This is a genomic window from Microbacterium esteraromaticum, from assembly GCF_900163815.1.
Taxonomy (GTDB): Bacteria; Actinomycetota; Actinomycetes; order Actinomycetales; family Microbacteriaceae; genus Microbacterium; species Microbacterium esteraromaticum_B.
Map to the genome: position 1 here is coordinate 74,354 of NZ_FUKO01000012.1, position 17,849 is coordinate 92,202.

A 17,849-nucleotide genomic window follows, 5' to 3' on the forward strand; every position below is an offset into this window, starting at 1 on the left:
TCAGCATCCGCTGTCGGGGTTCGCCTTGCACCAGGCATCCCACTTCTCGATGCCTCGCTCGTGCTCGGCGTAAGTCTCCGAGAATTGGGTCTCCCCGGTATCGAGATTGATGGTTACGAAGTACAGCCACGGGCCGTCCGCCGGGTGCATCGCCGCCTCGATCGCGTCATCGCCCGGATTGGCGATAGGCGACTTCGGCAGGCCGGAGATCTCGTACGTGTTCCACGCGTTCTGGTCGTGCTGCGCTTCTTTCGACGTGCTCGCCCTGCCGGCATGCAGCTCGCCGTAGCCATACTGCGACGTGGAGTCCATCTGCAGCTTCATGCCCTTGTCGAGCCTGTTCTGGATCACGCGCGAGACCTTCGGGAAGTCGGGAGTGCGTCCTTCGCGCTCGATGATGGAGGCGATCACCAGAATCCGCTCCGCGTCAGCATCCGGCACCCCGGCCGATTCCAGCGAGGCACGCGTGCGCTCCACCATGCGTGCGATCACGTCTTCAGCGGTGGCGCCGGGATCGAAGGTATAGATGGCTGGGAACAACCATCCCTCCAGCGATTCCGCGTTGACACCGTAGACGGAGGGGTCCTTCACCGCTGCCTCGAGCTCCTCGAGCGGAATGCCGACCCCGTCGACGATCCGCGGCAGCGACGACTCGATCGTGCTGCCCTCGCCGATGCGCACCGTATTCTCCATGCGGTTCGCCGGGTCTTCGATGGCCGCGAGTGCAGCTTCGGCCGTCATCTTCTTCTGCAGCTTGTACACGCCCGGATAGAACTGCGCGGACGGGTTCTCTTTGAGCAGCCACTCGTAGAAGACTCGGTCGGTCTTGGTCACTCCGGCCGAGTAGAGCGCTGTGGAGACAGGAGAGCCGGTGTCGCCGGATTTGATGGTGACGTACGCTTCGCCCGTCGCCATTCCGGCTTCGTAGTCCTTGGGCTCGCCCCAGCCCATGAGTTCATTGATCTTGTCGCCGTAGGTGTTCATCGCCCAGATACCGCCAGCTGCGATGCCCCCGAGGATGATCACGACGATGATGAGGCCGATGAGGCATCCGCGCCCGCGACGCTTCTTCGGCACCTCGCGGTGCTGTTCGGGGGCGAAGAGATCGTCCAGGGGCGCGGGCGCCGGTTCGGCGGCCGCAGTCGTGGATGCTGCCGCCGTGACGTCACGATCGGCGGATGCCGAATCCGAAACCGATGCGAAATCTGAGTGTGGTGCGGCCCCCGCCGGGGATGGACCAGGGATGCTGGCGCCCTCGGCGCCGCGCGCATCACCTGATTCCCGCTGCGCGGCTGCCCGCCGCGCGCGTCGCGAGCCGGGAGCCGGCTCTTCGGGGGCCGCTCGATCCGGTAGCGGCGACGTCGCGTCCGGAAGGTTGTCGAAGAGGTCGCCGAGCCCGGTGGGCTTGTGCGCATCCGGCTCAGGCATCGCGGGGCAGCTCCTCAACGGGTTCGATCAACTCACCGGCAGGGTATCCGGTGCTCTTCTCGGTGTCGATGGCGTGCTGCAGCAGCACCACTGCGGCCACCTGGTCGACAATGCTACGAGAGTTCTTCTGAGTTCTTCCCGAAGAGCGCAGCGCCGCGTGCGCCGTGACAGTGCTCAGACGCTCATCCACGAGCCTGACGTCGGTGCCCGTCCGCGCCTGCAGCGCAGCGGCGAACTCCCGCGCATCGACCGTCGAGAGGGTCTCTTCGCCGCGCATGTTCACGGGTAGCCCGACCACGAGCTCCAGCGGCTCCCACTCGGCGACGAGCGCCGCGATGCGGTCGATGGAGGTCTCGCTGCGAGGCACCGTTTCGATCGGCACCGCCAGCATCCCGTCCGGATCGCACCGGGACACACCCACGCGGGCCTTCCCGACATCGATTCCGAGTCGAGTGCCGCGCCGGAACCCGCTCACGCGCCCTGAAGCTCCGAGACGACCGCTGTGAGAGCGGTGTTCAGCGCTGATGCGTCGGTGCCTCCGCCCTGGGCGACATCATCCTTGCCCCCGCCGCCGCCGCCGAGCACGCCGGCCGCTATGCGCACGAGAGCACCGGCCTTCGCACCTTCCGCCCGAGCAGCGTCATTCGTCGCCACGACGACGATCGGTCGGCCCGAGGCCACACCGCCGAATGCGACGACGGCAGCGTCCGTGCCGAGGCGCTCCCGCACGCTCAGCGCCAGCGTGCGCACATCGTCGGCGGAGCCGACGGCTCCCAGGTCCGCTGTGGCGACGCGGTAGGCGCCGACCTGCTGCGCGGCTTCGACGAGCGCAGGCACGCGACCCTCGCGCTCCTTCGCTTCGAACTGTGCGACGCGCTTCTCTGCGGCCTTCAGATTCGCGGTGAGCTCGTCGATCCGAGCGGCCAGCTGATCACGCGGAGTCTTCAGCGCAGCCGTCAGCTGCGAGACGATCGTACGTTCGGCGGCGAGCTCGCGGAAGGCCTCCTGGCCGACCAGAGCCTCGATACGGCGGTTCGATGCGCCGATCGACGACTCGCCGACCAGGCTGACCAGCCCGATCTCAGAGCTCGTCGACACATGCGTACCCGCACACAGCTCGCGCGACCAGGGCCCGCCGATATCGACCATCCGCACCACATTGCCGTACTTCTCGCCGAACAGTGCCATCGCGCCGGCTTCCTTGGCCTCATCGAGCGAGACGATGCGCGTGGTGACCTCGAGTGCGTCGTTGACCGCACGACCGACGATGTCTTCGATCTCGGAGCGCGTGTCGGTGGACAGCGGCTGAGACCAGGCGAAGTCGAAGCGCATGTATCCGGCACGGTTCAAGGACCCCGCCTGTGTCGCGGTCTGCCCCAGGGTGTCGCGCAGTGCGGCGTGCACGAGGTGCGTCGCCGAGTGCGCCTGCTTGGCGGCGCGCCGGTTGGCAGCGTCGACGACAGTGGTCGCGCGGTCATCGACCGCGACGCTGCCGGATGCCACGTGAACGGTGTGGCTGATGAGACCGGCCACCGGGCGCTGCACATCGAGGACATCGAGCTCGAACCCGGCTCCGATGATGGCACCCTTGTCAGCGACCTGGCCACCGGACTCGGCGTACAGCGTGGTCTCCGCGAGGATCACTTCCGCGACATCGCCCTCGCTCGCGGTCTGCACCGGATGCCCATCGATGATGATGCCGAGCACTCGCGACTCGGTCTGCAGGTCCGAGTACCCGGCGAACCCGGTCTCTCCGTGGGCACGGAACTCCCGGTACACCGATACATCGGCCAACTGCCGTTTGCGGCCCTTGGCATCGGCCTTGGCACGCTGGCGCTGCTCCTGCATGAGGGTGTCGAAGGAGCCGCGATCGACCTGGAGCCCGGCTTCTTCGGCGACCTCGAGCGTGAGATCGATCGGGAAGCCGTAGGTGTCGTGCAGGAGGAAGGCTTCGGAACCGCTGAGGGTCGAACCACCGCCCTTCTTCGTCTCGTTCAGCGCGAGATCGAGGATCGTGGACCCCTGCGCGAGGGTGCGACGGAACGTCTCCTCCTCCGCGAATGCCGCGCCCGAGAGGACCGCCCAGTCCTTCTCCAGCACCGGGTACGACTCCTTCATCGCATCTCGCGACGCTTCGAACAGCGCCGGGAAGACCGGCTCGTCGACACCGAGAAGCCGCATCGCTCGCACCGAACGGCGCATCAGACGCCGCAGGATGTACCCGCGCCCCTCGTTCGAGGGCCGCACCCCATCAGAGAGGAGCATCAGAGATGAGCGCACGTGGTCGGCGATCACGCGGAAGCGCACGTCGTCTTCGTGCACAGCACCGTAGCGACGACCCGAAAGCTCGACCGCGCGGTCGAGAACCGGACGCACCTGATCGGTCTCGTACATGTTCTCGACGCCCTGCTTGAGAAACGCGACGCGCTCGAGTCCCATGCCGGTGTCGATGTTCTTCGACGGCAGCTCGCCGACGATGTCGAACTCGGTGCCGCTCTGCACGTTCTGAATGAAGTCCTGCATGAACACGAGGTTCCAGATCTCCATGAAGCGGGAATCGTCGACCGCGGGGCCGCCGTCCTTGCCGTAGGCCGGTCCGCGATCGAAGAAGATCTCGGAGTCCGGTCCGCCAGGACCGGGCTGACCCGTGTGCCAGTAGTTGTCGGCGCGTCCCAGTCGCTGGATGCGCTCGGGCTTGAGGCCGATGGTGTCGCGCCAGATCGATTCGGCTTCGTCATCGGTCTCGTAGATCGTGACCCACAGGTCCTTCTCGTCGAACGCGAATCCGCCATCGGATTCGGACGAGGTCAGAAGCTCCCACGCGTAGCGGATCGCCTGCTCTTTGAAGTAGTCGCCGAACGACCAGTTGCCGAGCATCTGGAAGAACGTGCCGTGCCGGGCCGTCTTGCCGACTTCTTCGATGTCATTGGTGCGGATGCACTTCTGCACATCGGCGATGCGCGGGTGCGGAGCAGGCACGACACCGGTCAGATACGGGATGAACGGCACCATGCCTGCGATGTTGAACATCACCGTCGGGTCATCGCTGACCAGCGAGGCCGAGGGAACGATGACGTGGTCGTTCTTCTCGAAGAAGTCGAGGTAGCGCTGCGCGATGGCCGCAGTTTTCATAGAGCTCGTGAGTTTCCTTGCGTGGAAGAGCCGCACCCGCGGACGCGGATACGGCAGGGGTGATCAGTCGTCGGCAGAATCGGACAGGCGCGCTTCCTGCTGACGGTAGGCGTCACTGAGGATCGCGGTGAACTCCGAGATGCGCGCATCGACATCGGCGAATATCTCTTGACCGCGCGGGTCCTTGTTCATGAAGTGCGCAGCGATGAACCCGCCGATCACACCGATCAGAAACCACAGCAGAGTCTTCATGTTCGCCATCCTCGCTCGTCCGCTCGACGCGGTCTTTCCATCGTAGGCGGAAAGTGCCTGAGACGACGAGAGGCGCCGGGAATCCCCGACGCCTCTCGTGTTGCGGATGCTGCAGCAGCATCCACCTGGTGAATCAGCGTGCTGCGTAGTACTCGACGACGAGCTGCACTTCACAGGTCACGGGGACCTCTGCGCGCTTCGGACGACGAACCAGGCGTGCCTGGAGCTTGTCGAGCTCGACCTCGATGTAGCCGGGAACGGGAGGGAGCACCTCGGCGTGACCGCCGGCTGCTGCCACCTGGAAGGGCTCGGTGCCCTCGCTCTTGGCCTTGACGTGGATGAGCTGACCCGGCTTCACGCGGAACGACGGGCGGTCGACGAGCTGACCGTCGACGAGGATGTGGCGGTGCACAACCATCTGACGGGCCTGTGCGGTGGTGCGGGCGAAGCCGGCACGCAGCACGAGTGCGTCGAGGCGCATCTCGAGCAGCTCGACGAGGTTCTCACCCGTCAGGCCGTCCTTCCGGCGCGCCTCGTTGAAGGCGATGCGCAGCTGCTTCTCGCGGATGCCGTACTGCTCGCGAAGACGCTGCTTCTCACGCAGACGGACGGCGTAGTCGCTGTCGGTCTTGCGCTTGGTGCGACCGTGCTCGCCCGGAGCGTAGGGACGCTTCTCGAGGTAGCGGGCGGCCTTGGGTGTGAGCGGGATTCCCAGCGCGCGGCTGAGACGGACCTTGCGGCGGTCCTGGGACTTCGTGACCACGAAGTATTCCTTCCGTGACGTGGACGCGTCTTTCGCGCCTCACGGGCGTATCTCCCACGCTCTGCCTTCATGCGCACGCCGGGGCGCGTGAAGGTGTGAGTGAGTGCGGGGATGCCCGAAAACTGTGTTTCGAGCCGGTCAATGCTAACAGATCAACCTGAGCCGCTCAGTTCACCGAGCGCAGCATCGATGACACCACGACGATCCCGGCGCCGTACTCATCATCGAGCTGACGCTGCAGCGAGCCGTCGTCGTAGACGACCTGCAGTTCGACCTGGCCGGTCATGCCGTTCGGGGCGACACCCAGAGTGCCCGATGAGAGGCTGTCTTCGCTCGTCACCTCCGCGGCGATATCCTGCAGCTCGGCTTCGGTGCGCTCCGCCGCAGAGACGCACAGCATCCCGCCCCACTCTTCGCGCATCACGGCCTCAGCAGCGGAGGTGTCGCCGACAACCGCGACGTTGACGATGGTGAGCTCAGGGGACGACGCTGTCGCTGCGACTTCTTCCTCTGCGGTGGCGTCGCTGCCGACCTGCGGAATTCGGGAGCGATCGACCCACGATGCCGCGTAGCCCGGCAGCTCTGCGGCGCGTTCGAATGCACGATTCATCGTCTCGTCGCTCGTGCGCTCCGCGTCGAGCACACGCCACCCGCCGTCAGGCGTCGTGCACGGCGTGGTGAAGTCGACCTCACTCCCCCAGGGATTCTCGGTGGTCTCGTCGTTCTCGTGCCACGGTGCGACCTCGGTCGGTGTGAACTCGAACGCCTCGGCGTCGTATTCACCGGTCAGTGTGAACATTCCCCAGCGCACGCCGGCGGCTTCGGTGAACGAACCGGTCCAGTCGTCCCAGTCCCAGCCGACGACGGACGCGCCGCCGCACTGCGGCGGGTAGGACATCGCCATCATTCCCAGGCAGAGCTCCGCTCCCGTGCCGTCGTCGAGCACCGTCACTGCGCCCGGAGTCATCACCAGACTGGCTGGGGACAGCTGCGGTGCCTGCGAACCGGCCTCGCCAGCGGGCGCCGATGCACAACCCGCTAGGACGAGTACCCCGATCGCCGCTCCCACGACGGCTGCTTCTCGCAGAGTTCGCATATTTCTCACCGATGTCCCGTTCGCCACGTGCGCAGATGGTTCCCACGCCTCAATCGTCAGTGTCCGGCGGACGTCGATCGTCTCACCGGCCGTCGAGGATCCGGCGGATGCGCTCGAGCCGCGCCGCAACATCTCGCTCGGCTCCGAGAGCCTTCGGCGCGTAGTAGCGGCGACCGACGAGTTCATCCGGCAGGTACTGCTGCGCCAGGATGCCCGCATCGCTGTCGTGCGGATAGCGATAGCCCTTGCCGTGGCCGAGACGCTTGGCCCCGGCGTAATGCGCATCGCGGAGGTGAAGCGGCACGCGGCCGAAACCACCCGAGCGCACATCGGAGATGGCCTGGTTGATAGCCATGTACGCGGCATTCGATTTGGCTGTCGTGGCGAGATAGATCGTCGCCTCAGCCAGCGGAATCCGTCCCTCTGGCATTCCGATGAATGCGACCGCATCGGCGGCGGCATTCGCGATGACGAGGCCCTGCGGGTCGGCGAGTCCGATGTCCTCTGCGGCGGAGATCACCAGACGTCGAGCGATGAAGCGTGGGTCCTCTCCTGCTTCGATCATTCGCGCGAGGTAGTGCACCGCTGCATCGGGGTCAGACCCGCGAATGGATTTGATGAATGCACTGATGACGTCGTAATGCTCATCGCCCTGGCGGTCGTAGCGCAGCAGTGCCCGATCGACCGCCTGCGCGACGTCATCGCCGCTCACTTCCGTCAACCCATCCTCGGTCTCGGACACGTTCGCAGAATCTTCGTCAGCATCCGACTCGGCTCGGGACAATGCGACAGCCGCAGCCGCTTCCAACCCGGTGAGCGCCCGACGGGCGTCGCCGGAAGCAAGGCGGACGAGCGAAGCGCGGGCATCGTCGGCGACGGAGACAGCACCGGCGAACCCCCGCGCATCGGCGACCGCACGGTCCAGCAGCATCCCGATGTCCTCATCGGTGAGCGGCTGCAGCGTCAGCAGCAGCGAACGCGACAGCAGCGGTGAGATCACCGAGAAGGAGGGATTCTCGGTGGTGGCCGCGATGAGGATCACCCAGCCGTTCTCGACACCGGGCAGCAGTGCATCCTGCTGCGCCTTCGTGAAGCGGTGGATCTCGTCGAGGAAGAGAATCGTCGTCTGCCCATAGAGGTCGCGCTGGGTGATCGCCTCCTGCATCACCTCGCGCACGTCTTTCACCCCCGCGGTGATCGCCGAGAGTTCGACGAATCGCCGAGCTGAGGAGCGGGCAATGGCCTGCGCGAGCGTCGTCTTCCCCGTGCCGGGCGGACCCCAGAGAATGATCGACACCGCGCCGGGAGAAGTCGCATCCGGATCGGCAAGCGCAACGATCGGGGAACCGGCGCGCAGGAGGTGCTGCTGCCCGGCGACTTCGGCGAGGGAAACCGGCCGCATCCGCACAGCCAGGGGGGTCTGCCCCGAGAGCAGAGGCGCAGCAGAAGTCATGGCTCCAGGGTAGTGCGGCGGACCGACACTGCGCCTCGTCCCCGGTAGGCTCGCAGGGTCAGCGGGTGGTGCACCCGAGGCGACCCAAGGAGGATCGACGATGGCGGTACGCGGCAGCCGGGGCGTGCAGCGAGCACGAACCGAGTCGGAACGCGCTCGGCTGTATGCCGCGCGCACGGATTGGCATCAGAAGCAGTTGCGTCGCCGCCGACGCGACACGGTCATCGCCGTTGTCGTCGGCGGGTTGATCGTGATCGGTGCGATCGTGAGCCAGACCGTTCATGCCCAGACGACAGCACCGGTCCCCACGCCCTCGCCCTCCTCGACGGATTCTCCGGCACCGCTCCCCCCACCCGCCGATCAGCCGGACGAGTCGCCGGAGCCTGCCCCCACGCAGAGTGCCGAGTAGTGAACTAGGCTGATCAACGTCCTTTCCCACTCCCGCGGGATGCCCGCGCAAGGAGAACATCGTGTCTGCTGACGACAACGTCCCCACGCCCACCCCTCCCGTCCCGACTCCCCCCGTTCCAGGGCCGCCGCGCACTCCAGTGCCGATGCCTCGGATCGCCGCCGCACCCGCTGCATCCCCCGCTGTCACGGCTCCGATCTCATCGGATGCTGCGAAGTGGGGCCGCGTCACCGAAGACGGCACAGTCGAGGTTCTCGAAGGCGAAACCTGGCGCGCCGTGGGTCAGTACCCTGACGGAACCGCTGACGAGGCACTGGCCTATTTCGCTCGCAAGTTCGATGATCTGTCGATCAAGCTCGGCACACTCGAGACTCGCACACAGGGTGGCGGTGCTTCGGCATCCGATCTGACGAAGCAGGCGACGCACCTGCGCGGCGAGCTCACGGATGCCGCCGCTGTGGGAGACCTGGCCGGGCTCCGCGCTCGCGTCGACGCCCTGCTCGAGTCCCTCTCCGAAGCCACCGCGAAAGAGAACGAAGCAGCCAAGGAAGCGCTCGCTGCTGCGGTTGCCGAACGCACCGCGATCGTAGAGAAGGCGGAGGCTGTGGCCGCTCGCGACCTCGCGAAGGTGCAGTGGAAGCAGGTCACCGTCGAGATGACGGAGCTCTTCGACGCCTGGCAGGCGCATCAGCAGAACGGACCACGCCTGCCCAAGGGCACCGCGCAGCAGCTGTGGAAGCGTTTCCGCGATGCCCGTTCCGTCGTAGACAAGGCACGCCGCGCGTTCTTCTCCGACCTCGATGAGACCCACCGCGCCGCCCGTGATGCCAAGTCGCGTCTGGTCGAGCGCGCGGAGGCGCTCGCCCCGCGCGGAGTCGATGGCATCCCCGCCTATCGCAACATGCTCGACGAGTGGAAGGCGTCCGGCCGCGCCGGGCGCAAGGCCGATGACGCTCTCTGGGCGAAGTTCAAGGCCGCCGGTGACGAACTGTATGCCGCACGCGCAGAGCAGTCCGCTGCGGAAGAAGCCGACTCGGCTCCGCGGATCGAGGCTCGCGAGGCGCTCCTCGTCGAAGCCAAGGCCGTCGCCGATGAGTCCAACCTCAAGCGCGCACGGGCGCTCCTGACGCGGATCCAGCGTCAGTGGGACGAAGTGGGCCGCATCTTCCCTCGCGACAAGGAGCGCGCGCTCGACGACCGCATGCGCAGCATCGAGCAGGGTCTCAAGTCGCGCGAAGAGGTCGACTGGAAGAAGAACAACCCGGAGACGAAGGCACGCGTGGGCGACATGAGCTCCCAGCTGCACGACGTGATCGAGAAGCTCGAGTCCGAGTTGGCTTCCGCTGAGAAGGCCGGCAACAAGAAGGCCATCGCCGAAGCCACCGAAGCACTCTCGGCACGCCGTGCGTGGCTGAGTGCGCTCGGCGGCTGATCGTTCGTTATCCACAGTGTGAGCCGTGCTCGCCCATCACCGGGCGGCACGGCTCACACTGTTAAGCGTGCATGCTGCTCTGTTCTATCGACCCGGTGATCGGTTGTCACTGTCAGAGTTGAGCGCCGCCCGGCTCGACGGCCATGTGATCGAGGTGGGCGAGGGGTACATGCCCGTCGACACGGTCGAGGGGCGCGATGCCAGAGCCACGAGCATTGCTGACCTGGTGACGCCTCGTCTCGCCGCCTGCGGGCGCACCGCTGCTTGGATCCACGGCGCAGGCGACCAGCCGCCCGCGGTCCACCATGTGCGACGCGTGAGCGCCTCGCGTTTTCGTTCGCAGCGGTCGTTCCGAGTGGTGTTCCATGAGCGTCGACTGCCTCCCGAAGAAGTCATGCAGATCGCGGGGATCGCCGTGGCGACTCCGCTCTCCGCCGCCGTCGAGATGCTGTTTCAGTCGGTGATCGAGCACGCCGATGATCGCTGGCTGCGGGCGCTGCTGCTCGCCGATCCGGGCCTGGGATGCCGCGCGCTCGCGCATGTCGAGCAGCTGCCTCGTCGCCCGGGTCGCCGCCTGGGACTGAACCTGCTCGCCGAGATCATCTCAGCTCAGGACGTGGTCACCCGATAGACGTCGTAGACGGCATCGATCCGGCGAATCGCATTGAGAACACGATCCAGGTGCACCGAGTCACCCATCTCGAACACGAATCTACTCAATGCGAGCCGCTCATCAGTGGTGGTCACCGACGCCGAGAGGATGTTCACGTGGTGCTCGGTCAGCACACGAGTGACATCCGAGAGCAACGCGGAGCGATCGAGGGCTTCGACCTGGATCTGCACCCGGAACACGCTCTTGGTAGTGGGCGCCCATTCCACCTCGACGAGCCGATCGGGCTCTTCACCGAGCGCCTTCACGTTCACGCAGTCCTGGCGGTGCACCGAGACGCCGCTGCCACGGGTCACGAAGCCGATGATCGCGTCACCCGGCACCGGTGTGCAGCACCGTGCGAGCTTCACCAGAATGTCTGAGGCGCCGCGTACGAGGATGCCGGAGTCGGAAGTGCGCGCTTCGCGCACTGGCGCGTGGCCGGGCAGTTCGATGGCACCGGTGCTCGTGTCCTGATCGGATGCCACGAGTGCGGTGACCTTCTCGAGCACCGACTGAGTGGAGACGTGGCCTTCACCCACTGCGGCATACAGCGCGGAGACGTCCTCGTACCGCAGCTGGTGAGCGACCTCGGTGAACGACTCCTGGCTCATCAACCGCTGAAGAGGCAGGTTCTGCTTGCGCATCGCCCGGGCGATGGATTCCTTGCCCTGCTCGATCGCCTCTTCGCGGCGCTCCTTCGTGAACCAGCCGCGGATCTTATTGCGGGCACGGGTGCTCTTGACGAATCCGAGCCAATCCTGGCTGGGGCCCGCGTCAGGGTTCTTCGACGTGAAGACCTCGACGACGTCGCCGCTCTTCAGCTCGGATTCCAACGGCACGAGTCGTCCGTTGACCTTGGCCCCCATGGTGCGGTGGCCGATCTCGGTGTGCACGACATACGCGAAGTCGACCGGAGTGGCGCCGGCCGGGAGACCGATCACCCGACCCTTCGGGGTGAAGACGTACACTTCCTTCGCCCCGATCTCGAAGCGCAGGGAGTCGAGGAACTCGCTCGGATCGGCAGTCTCGGCCTGCCAGTCCGAGATGTGCGCGAGCCACGCCATATCGGTGTCTGCCGCCTTGACGTCGACCTTGCCGCCGTTCATCCGCTCTTTGTACATCCAGTGCGCGGCGACGCCGAACTCCGCCTGCTGATGCATCTCGTGCGTGCGGATCTGGATCTCGACCGTGCGCCCGGAGGGCCCGATCACCGTGGTGTGCAGTGACTGATACAGGTTGAACTTGGGAGTGGCGATGTAGTCCTTGAAGCGACCGGGAAGCGGCGTCCAGCGTGCGTGAATCGCGCCCAAAACCGCGTAGCAGTCGCGTACCGAGTTGACGAGCACGCGGATGCCGATGAGGTCGTAGATATCGTCGAACTCGCGGCCGCGAACCACCATCTTCTGGTAGACGGAATACAGCTGCTTCGGACGCCCGAAGACCCTGCCGCGGATGCGGAGCTCCCTGAGGTCTTCGTCAACGGACTCAATCACCTGCTGGAGGTACTTCTCTCGCTGCGGAGTGCGTTGCGCAATCAGGCTGTTGATCTCGGCGTAGATCTTCGGATACAGCACCGCGAAAGAGAGATCTTCGAGCTCGGATTTGATCGTCTGGATGCCGAGGCGGTGAGCCAGCGGCGCATAGATCTCGAGAGTCTCCTTGGCCTTGCGCGCTGCCTTTTCGGGTTGGACGAAACCCCAGGTGCGGGCATTGTGCAGCCGGTCGGCGAGTTTGATGAGCAGCACACGGATGTCTTTCGACATCGCGACGATCATCTTGCGGACGGTCTCGGCCTGGGCGCTCTCGCCGTATTTGACCTTGTCGAGCTTGGTGACGCCGTCGACGAGCATGGCGACCTCGTCGCCGAATTCCTCCGTCAGCTCGGTCAGCGCGTATCCGGTATCCTCCACCGTGTCGTGCAGAAGCGCCGCCGCGATTGCACGGGGACCGAGACCCAGCTCGGCAAGGATCTGCGCGACGGCGAGCGGGTGGGTGATGTACGGCTCGCCGCTCTGACGAACCTGCCCTTCGTGCTTCTCTCGAGCGACACGATACGCACGCTCGATGATGGGCAGATCACCGCGCGGATGATTTGCACGGACGGTGCGGATCAGGTTGTCGAGGTCGTTGACCCGGGGCGCGCGAGAGAAGATGCGCGGAACCAGGCGTCGCAGGCTGGAGCCCTGTGACGCGGCCGGCGAATCAACCATCTGTACTCCCTGTCAGCCCCCTGATGGGGTCAATCCTACGCGGAGCCGGATGTGCTCGACTCCGCGCGGAATCACGCCTTTGCTACCGAGTTCTCGCGCGCCTCGTAGACCTTGGCATCGTGTGCAACCAGGGCCGGCTCCTTCTCGCGGAAAAGCGAGTACAGCGGCGCAGCCACGAACAGCGTCGAGTACGTCGCGACGATGATGCCGACGAAGATCGACAGCGAGATCGAGGTCAGGGTTTCCGCGCCCAGCCAGAATGAGCCGATGAACAGAATCGCACCCACGGGAAGTGCCGCGACCACCGACGTGTTGATCGAGCGCACGAGAGTCTGGTTCACCGCGAGGTTCACCGACTCCCCGAATGTTCGCGACGTCTGATTGACGTCTTCCGTCGTGTTCTCTCGCACCTTGTCGAACACGACAGTCGTGTCGTAGAGCGAATAGGCCAGGATCGTCAGGAATCCGATCACCGCCGCTGGCGAGATCTCGAACCCGGCGAGAGCGTAGATGCCGATGGTGATCACGAGCACATCCAGCAGCCCGATGATCGCCGCGGCGGACATCTTCCAGGTGCGGAAGTAGAACGCCAGGATCAGGAAGGTCAGTGCGAGGAAGATCGCCAGCCCCCAGAGCGACTGACGGGTGACGTTGGCACCCCAGGCCGGGCCGATGAAGGAGTTCGTGATCTCGGCGGAGTCGACCTCATAGGCATCGGCGAGAGCCGTGACGACGAGCTGCGTGTCCTTCGCGCTCATCTGATCGGTCTGGACACGGATGTCCTTGTTGTTGACGATCACGACGCGGGTGGCGGCCTCTGGGACGACGGTGCGAACAGCATCCGTCGCCAATGACTGTTCGAGGGAGTGCGGCGCCGCGACCATGAACTGCGAGCCGCCGGTGAACTCGATCGAGAACTGCACCGGGCGGATCAGCGGCACAAGGGCCGAGCCGACCACCAGCACGATCGCGATGATGAACCACAGGCGCCGACGCGCGACGAAGGGGAAGGACGTCTTGCCCGAGTAGAGATTGTTTCCGAATTCATTCATGGAGAACATCAGGCGTCGGAGTCCTTTCCGGCATTCTTGGTGCCCAGCGCAGCGAGAGCTTCGGCACGCTTGCGCTCGGCGATGGTCTGCCGTTTCTCGGCTTCGATCCGCGCGCCCTTGTTGCGAGCCGATCGACCGGAGGATCCGATCTGCGCCTCACGGAACTGCGCTCGGCCGCGGTAGACGGCACCGAGCGCCTCGGGGTCGAGACCGGAGAGCTTGTGACCGCCGCCGAAGAATCGTGTGCGCGCCAGAATCTGCATGATCGGGTGCGTGAAGATCACGAAGATGAAGACGTCGATCAGGGTGGTCAGGCCGAGTGTGAACGCGAAGCCCTTCACCGTGGCATCCGCCAGGATGTACAGCACGACCGCCGCGAGGATGTTGATCGACTTCGAGATGTAGATCGTGCGCTTGGCACGACCCCAGCCGTCTTCCACCGCTCCGGTGATCGACTTCCCGTCTCTGAGCTCATCGCGTATTCGCTCGAAGTAGACGATGAACGAGTCGGCGGTGAATCCGATCGACACGATCAGACCCGCCACACCGGCCAGTGACAGACGGAAGCCCATTCGCCAGGCGAGGATGCTGATGATGATGTAGGTCAGCACGCCCATCACCGTGATCGAGGCCATGATCACCCAGCCGAGAGCGCGGTAGCTGATCAGCGAGTAGAGCGCGACGAGGGCGAGACCGATGAGTCCGGTGATGAGGCCGGTGCGCAGCTGCTCAGAACCGAGGGTGGCCGAGATCGTGTCCGAACTCTCGACGTTGAAGCTGAGCGGCAGGGCGCCGTATCGCAGCTGATCTGCCAGTGCCTTTGAACTCTCCTGGGTGAAGCTTCCGGAGATGCTCGGCTTTCCATTGAGGATCTGCGCATTCATCGACGGTGCCGAGATCACCACCCCATCGAGGACGAACGCGAACTGGTCGCGCGCGGTCTGCTGCTCCGGTGGCAGGGACTGATTCTCGAGCTTGATCTTGTACAGCCTCTGGCTGATCTCGCCGAACACCTTCGTGCCCTTGCCATCGAGCACGAGGTTCACGGTCCAGGCGCCTGACTGCTGATCACGGCCTGCGGTCGCGTCGTTGATGACGGTGCCATCGAGCTCCATCGGTCCGAGCAGGTACTTCACCGAGCCGGTGGGGTCGCACGCGACGAGGGGTTCGTCTTCGGGTGCGCTGGAGTCATCGGTCTTGGCCGAGCAGTCGAACGACTGCAGCTCGGCGATCTGCTTCTCCGTCATCCACGCCGGGTCGCTGCCATCGGTGGGTGCCGGGGTCGGCACGGCGTTCATCGTCGCGTCGGGTGTCGGAAACGGTGTGGCCTTACCGTCTTCACCGACGAACGAGGTCGCGGGGTCGGTCGCGGCGAGCACAGCACGGAACTCGAGCTTGGCGCTGGCCTGAATCCGGTCACGAGTCTGCTGGTCGGCGACGCCCGGGATCTGAACGACGATGTTGCTGCCGCCCTCTGTGGTGATGTCGGCTTCGCCGACGCCCGAGGCATCCACACGCTGGCGGATGATGGCCGCCGCCTGATCGAGCTGGTCCTGTGTGGGATCGGCGCCATCCGAGGACTGCGCGCTCAGGATGATCTGCGTGCCGCCCTGCAGGTCGAGCGCGAGCTCGGGCGACCACGAGCTCGCCGGCTTGCCCTCATCGGTCTTGAAGGCGTAGACGCCGAGCGCATTGATCCCGAAGAGCACCGCCGTGACGATGAGCAGGCCGGTGAGGACTCGCCACGCATGGCGAGTCGGTGATGAAGAGGCCACGTAGTTCCGCTTTCCGCGAGTGTTGCCGTACTACCGGCGTCAGTTGTCGTTGTTGCGCTCGAGGCGCGCCTTCGTCTCTTCAGGCGTCTCCACCTGGATCGTCTCGATGCCGTCAGCGGCGTCTTCGGCCGGCGTCTCGTCGATGACGACCTCATCGACGGCGACGTCGTCGTCGACGACGACGACACTGTCATCGGCGATCTCGTCGTAGGAATCGGTCGGCTCGACGACGCGAAGAACAGCCTGGCTGTGCACCTCGATCACCACACCAGGGGCGATCTCGATCTCGGCCGGCTTGTCCAGGTCGATCGGGTCGTAGGACACCACGGTGCCGAACAGTCCACCCTGCAGCAGCACCTTCGCACCGGGGATGGTCTTGGTGGCCTTCTCCTCCTGCTGAGCCTTCATCTGCTTCTGGCGCTTGCGGGTGTTCATGAACATGAACACGAGCATCACAGCGAGAAGACCGAAGAGGATGATTTCCATAAGAGAGAAAGCCTTTCAAAATGCACGCCGAACGCGGCGATGCGTGGGAGTAATCCGGGAAGCCTTCAGCGATTATAGGTCATCGAACAATGCAGACCCCTCGGGGTGCGCTACCCCGAGGTGCACATATGCCTCCGGCATGGCCACACGTCCACGCGGGGTGCGTCCGAGGAACCCGATCCGCACAAGATACGGCTCCACCACGCTCTCGACGGTCTCGGCCTCCTCACCGACGGCGACAGCGAGCGTGCTCAACCCGACCGGCCCCCCGCGGAACCGCCTCACGAGCGCCTCGAGCACCGCACGGTCCAGCCGGTCCAGCCCGATCGCGTCGACATCGTAGAGTTCGAGCGCCGCCCGCACATCGCCGATGGAGGCTTCCGCACCGCCGCCGTGCACCAGCGCATAGTCGCGCACACGCCGCAGCAGCCGGTTGGCGATGCGGGGCGTGCCGCGCGAGCGCGTGGCGATCTCGACCAGCGATTCATGCGGCAGCCCGACGCGGAGCATATCGGCCGAACGGGAGATCACATGCTCGAGATCGTCTTCGCTGTAGAACTCCAGGTGCCCGGTGAACCCGAAGCGGTCGCGCAGCGGATTGGGCAGAAGACCCGAGCGGGTGGTCGCCCCGACGAGTGTGAAGGGAGCGAGATCGAGCGGGATGCTGGTGGCGCCGGCGCCCTTTCCGACCATGATGTCGATGCGGAAGTCCTCCATGGCGAGGTACAGCATCTCTTCGGCCGAGCGCGCCATGCGGTGGATCTCATCGATGAAGAGCACTTCGCCCGGGGTGAGGCTCGACAGCAGAGCGGCGAGATCACCGGCGTGCTGGATCGCCGGGCCGCTCGACATGCGCAGCGGCCGACCGCTCTCGTGTGCGACGATCATCGCGAGCGTGGTCTTGCCGAGACCGGGCGGTCCGGCGAGCAGGATGTGATCGGCGGGTCGATCCTGAATCCGCGCCGCTTCCAGCAGCAGCTGCAGCTGACCGCGCACCTTCGGCTGCCCGACGAACTCGCCGAGGCTCGTCGGGCGCAGGGCTCCCTCAATCGCGAGTTCTGTCTCGTCTACCGCTTCGCCGGCATCACGGGCGTCGTCAACCACGCTTAGCTCCTGGGCCCATCGCTGCGAGCGTGCGGCGCAGCAGTGCCGGCACGGACTCGCGCTCGGCATCGGTCGCATGCTCGCCCGCCTGCGCGGCCGCTTCGACAGCGATGCGCTCCGTCCACCCCAGGCCGACCAGCGCGGCAGCCACTTGATCAACCACCGCCGTTGCCGGCGCTCCGACGGGAGCGGTCGCGACACGGTGGTGCACCTTGCCTGCAAGCTGCACCACGATGAGCTTCGCCGTCTTCGGTCCGATGCCGGACACCCGGCGGAAGGGGGCGTCGTCTTCACCGGTGACGGCTTCGGCGATCTGGTCGACAGTGAGGTGCGAGAGCACCCCGAGGGCAGATTTCGGACCGACGCCGGTGACGCTCAGCAGCAGTCCGAAGATCTCCAGCTCGTCGCGGTCGCTGAATCCATACAGCGACAGCGCGTCTTCTCGGACGATGAGGTTCGTGTGCAGCTGCAGCTCCTCGCCGACGGCAGCGGTGTGTGCCACGTCTGCCGGCACGAAGACGGAGAACCCGACGCCTCCGGTCTCGATGACGACGTGCCCGGAAACCGCATGCAGCACGGTGCCACGCAGAGAGGAGATCATGCCT

Annotated in this window: 16 protein-coding genes; 3 read left to right on the forward strand and 13 right to left on the reverse strand. The window is 65.5% G+C overall.

Annotated elements, in window-relative coordinates:
* From mltG to FM104_RS03715, 7 genes are all read right to left on the reverse strand, one after another.
* Positions 1-1,428 carry an endolytic transglycosylase MltG gene (mltG, locus tag FM104_RS03685; RefSeq protein WP_087130114.1) on the reverse strand — a complete coding sequence of 476 codons (1,428 nt, stop codon included), beginning with the start codon at positions 1,426-1,428 and terminating at the stop codon, positions 1-3.
* The gene (gene ruvX / locus FM104_RS03690) at positions 1,421-1,903 is read right to left on the reverse strand and encodes a Holliday junction resolvase RuvX (RefSeq protein ID WP_087130115.1); all 483 of its coding nucleotides are present in this window, start codon (positions 1,901-1,903) and stop codon (positions 1,421-1,423) included. The genes mltG and ruvX overlap by 8 nt, the downstream gene beginning before the upstream one ends.
* Positions 1,900-4,560 carry an alanine--tRNA ligase gene (alaS, locus tag FM104_RS03695; RefSeq protein ID WP_087130116.1) on the reverse strand — a complete coding sequence of 887 codons (2,661 nt, stop codon included), beginning with the start codon at positions 4,558-4,560 and terminating at the stop codon, positions 1,900-1,902. Before alaS ends, ruvX begins: the two co-directional genes overlap by 4 nt.
* 63 nt (positions 4,561-4,623) lie before the next feature.
* Positions 4,624-4,812, reverse strand: a complete 189-nt coding sequence (locus tag FM104_RS03700; protein ID WP_087130260.1) for a hypothetical protein — start codon at positions 4,810-4,812, stop codon at positions 4,624-4,626.
* A gap of 133 nt (positions 4,813-4,945) precedes the next feature.
* Complete coding sequence (gene rpsD, locus FM104_RS03705; protein ID WP_087130117.1) at positions 4,946-5,575, reverse strand: 30S ribosomal protein S4; 630 nt, start codon at positions 5,573-5,575, stop codon at positions 4,946-4,948.
* Positions 5,576-5,741: 166 nt separating this feature from the next.
* On the reverse strand, positions 5,742-6,671 hold the full coding sequence (locus FM104_RS03710; RefSeq protein WP_143738241.1) for a hypothetical protein: 930 nt from the start codon (positions 6,669-6,671) through the stop codon (positions 5,742-5,744).
* An 82-nt stretch (positions 6,672-6,753) separates the two neighbouring features.
* Positions 6,754-8,124 (reverse strand): replication-associated recombination protein A, encoded by a 1,371-nt coding sequence (locus FM104_RS03715; RefSeq protein WP_087130119.1) that lies wholly within the window; start codon positions 8,122-8,124, stop codon positions 6,754-6,756.
* A gap of 100 nt (positions 8,125-8,224) precedes the next feature.
* Here FM104_RS03715 and FM104_RS03720 point away from each other — a divergent pair, with 100 nt between their 5' ends.
* The 3 genes from FM104_RS03720 (at position 8,225) to FM104_RS03730 (ending at position 10,596) form a co-directional block, all read left to right on the forward strand.
* Positions 8,225-8,533 carry a hypothetical protein gene (locus FM104_RS03720; protein WP_087130120.1) on the forward strand — a complete coding sequence of 103 codons (309 nt, stop codon included), beginning with the start codon at positions 8,225-8,227 and terminating at the stop codon, positions 8,531-8,533.
* 61 nt (positions 8,534-8,594) lie between these two features.
* The gene (locus FM104_RS03725; protein WP_444875228.1) at positions 8,595-9,965 is read left to right on the forward strand and encodes a DUF349 domain-containing protein; all 1,371 of its coding nucleotides are present in this window, start codon (positions 8,595-8,597) and stop codon (positions 9,963-9,965) included.
* Positions 9,966-10,032: 67 nt separating this feature from the next.
* On the forward strand, positions 10,033-10,596 hold the full coding sequence (locus FM104_RS03730; RefSeq protein ID WP_087130121.1) for a hypothetical protein: 564 nt from the start codon (positions 10,033-10,035) through the stop codon (positions 10,594-10,596).
* On the opposite strand, the gene FM104_RS03735 is transcribed toward FM104_RS03730, so the two are convergent.
* The 6 genes from FM104_RS03735 to ruvA all read right to left on the reverse strand — a co-directional run bounded on the left by FM104_RS03735 (position 10,575) and on the right by ruvA (position 17,845).
* Positions 10,575-12,827: a RelA/SpoT family protein gene (locus FM104_RS03735; RefSeq protein ID WP_087130122.1), complete on the reverse strand. Its 2,253-nt coding sequence runs from the start codon at positions 12,825-12,827 to the stop codon at positions 10,575-10,577. The two genes, FM104_RS03730 and FM104_RS03735, sit on opposite strands and share 22 nt — an antisense overlap.
* Positions 12,828-12,898: 71 nt before the next feature.
* A complete protein-coding gene (gene secF, locus FM104_RS03740; protein ID WP_087130123.1) occupies positions 12,899-13,888 on the reverse strand; it encodes a protein translocase subunit SecF in 990 nt (329 codons plus the stop codon).
* Positions 13,888-15,654, reverse strand: coding sequence for a protein translocase subunit SecD (gene secD, locus FM104_RS03745; protein WP_087130124.1), 1,767 nt, complete (start codon positions 15,652-15,654; stop codon positions 13,888-13,890). Before secD ends, secF begins: the two co-directional genes overlap by 1 nt.
* 39 nt (positions 15,655-15,693) lie before the next feature.
* Entirely contained in the window at positions 15,694-16,140 is a 447-nt protein-coding gene (locus FM104_RS03750; protein WP_087130125.1) for a preprotein translocase subunit YajC, read from the reverse strand.
* 72 nt (positions 16,141-16,212) lie between these two features.
* Positions 16,213-17,244: a Holliday junction branch migration DNA helicase RuvB gene (gene ruvB, locus FM104_RS03755; RefSeq protein WP_087130126.1), complete on the reverse strand. Its 1,032-nt coding sequence runs from the start codon at positions 17,242-17,244 to the stop codon at positions 16,213-16,215.
* On the reverse strand, positions 17,237-17,845 hold the full coding sequence (gene ruvA, locus FM104_RS03760) for a Holliday junction branch migration protein RuvA (RefSeq protein ID WP_087130127.1): 609 nt from the start codon (positions 17,843-17,845) through the stop codon (positions 17,237-17,239). Before ruvA ends, ruvB begins: the two co-directional genes overlap by 8 nt.
* Positions 17,846-17,849: the final 4 nt, after the last annotated feature.

Bases quoted from the DNA above. Each gene is read 5' to 3' on its own strand.
- mltG (WP_087130114.1), bottom strand. From the start codon at position 1,428: ATGCCTGAGCCGGATGCGCACAAGCCCACCGGGCTCGGCGACCTCTTC.
- alaS (WP_087130116.1), bottom strand. From the start codon at position 4,560: ATGAAAACTGCGGCCATCGCGCAGCGCTACCTCGACTTCTTCGAGAAG.
- FM104_RS03700 (WP_087130260.1), bottom strand. From the start codon at position 4,812: ATGAAGACTCTGCTGTGGTTTCTGATCGGTGTGATCGGCGGGTTCATC.
- FM104_RS03710 (WP_143738241.1), bottom strand. From the start codon at position 6,671: ATGCGAACTCTGCGAGAAGCAGCCGTCGTGGGAGCGGCGATCGGGGTA.
- FM104_RS03715 (WP_087130119.1), bottom strand. From the start codon at position 8,124: ATGACTTCTGCTGCGCCTCTGCTCTCGGGGCAGACCCCCCTGGCTGTG.
- FM104_RS03720 (WP_087130120.1), top strand. From the start codon at position 8,225: ATGGCGGTACGCGGCAGCCGGGGCGTGCAGCGAGCACGAACCGAGTCG.
- FM104_RS03735 (WP_087130122.1), bottom strand. From the start codon at position 12,827: ATGGTTGATTCGCCGGCCGCGTCACAGGGCTCCAGCCTGCGACGCCTG.
- secF (WP_087130123.1), bottom strand. From the start codon at position 13,888: ATGTTCTCCATGAATGAATTCGGAAACAATCTCTACTCGGGCAAGACG.
- FM104_RS03750 (WP_087130125.1), bottom strand. From the start codon at position 16,140: ATGGAAATCATCCTCTTCGGTCTTCTCGCTGTGATGCTCGTGTTCATG.
- ruvA (WP_087130127.1), bottom strand. From the start codon at position 17,845: ATGATCTCCTCTCTGCGTGGCACCGTGCTGCATGCGGTTTCCGGGCAC.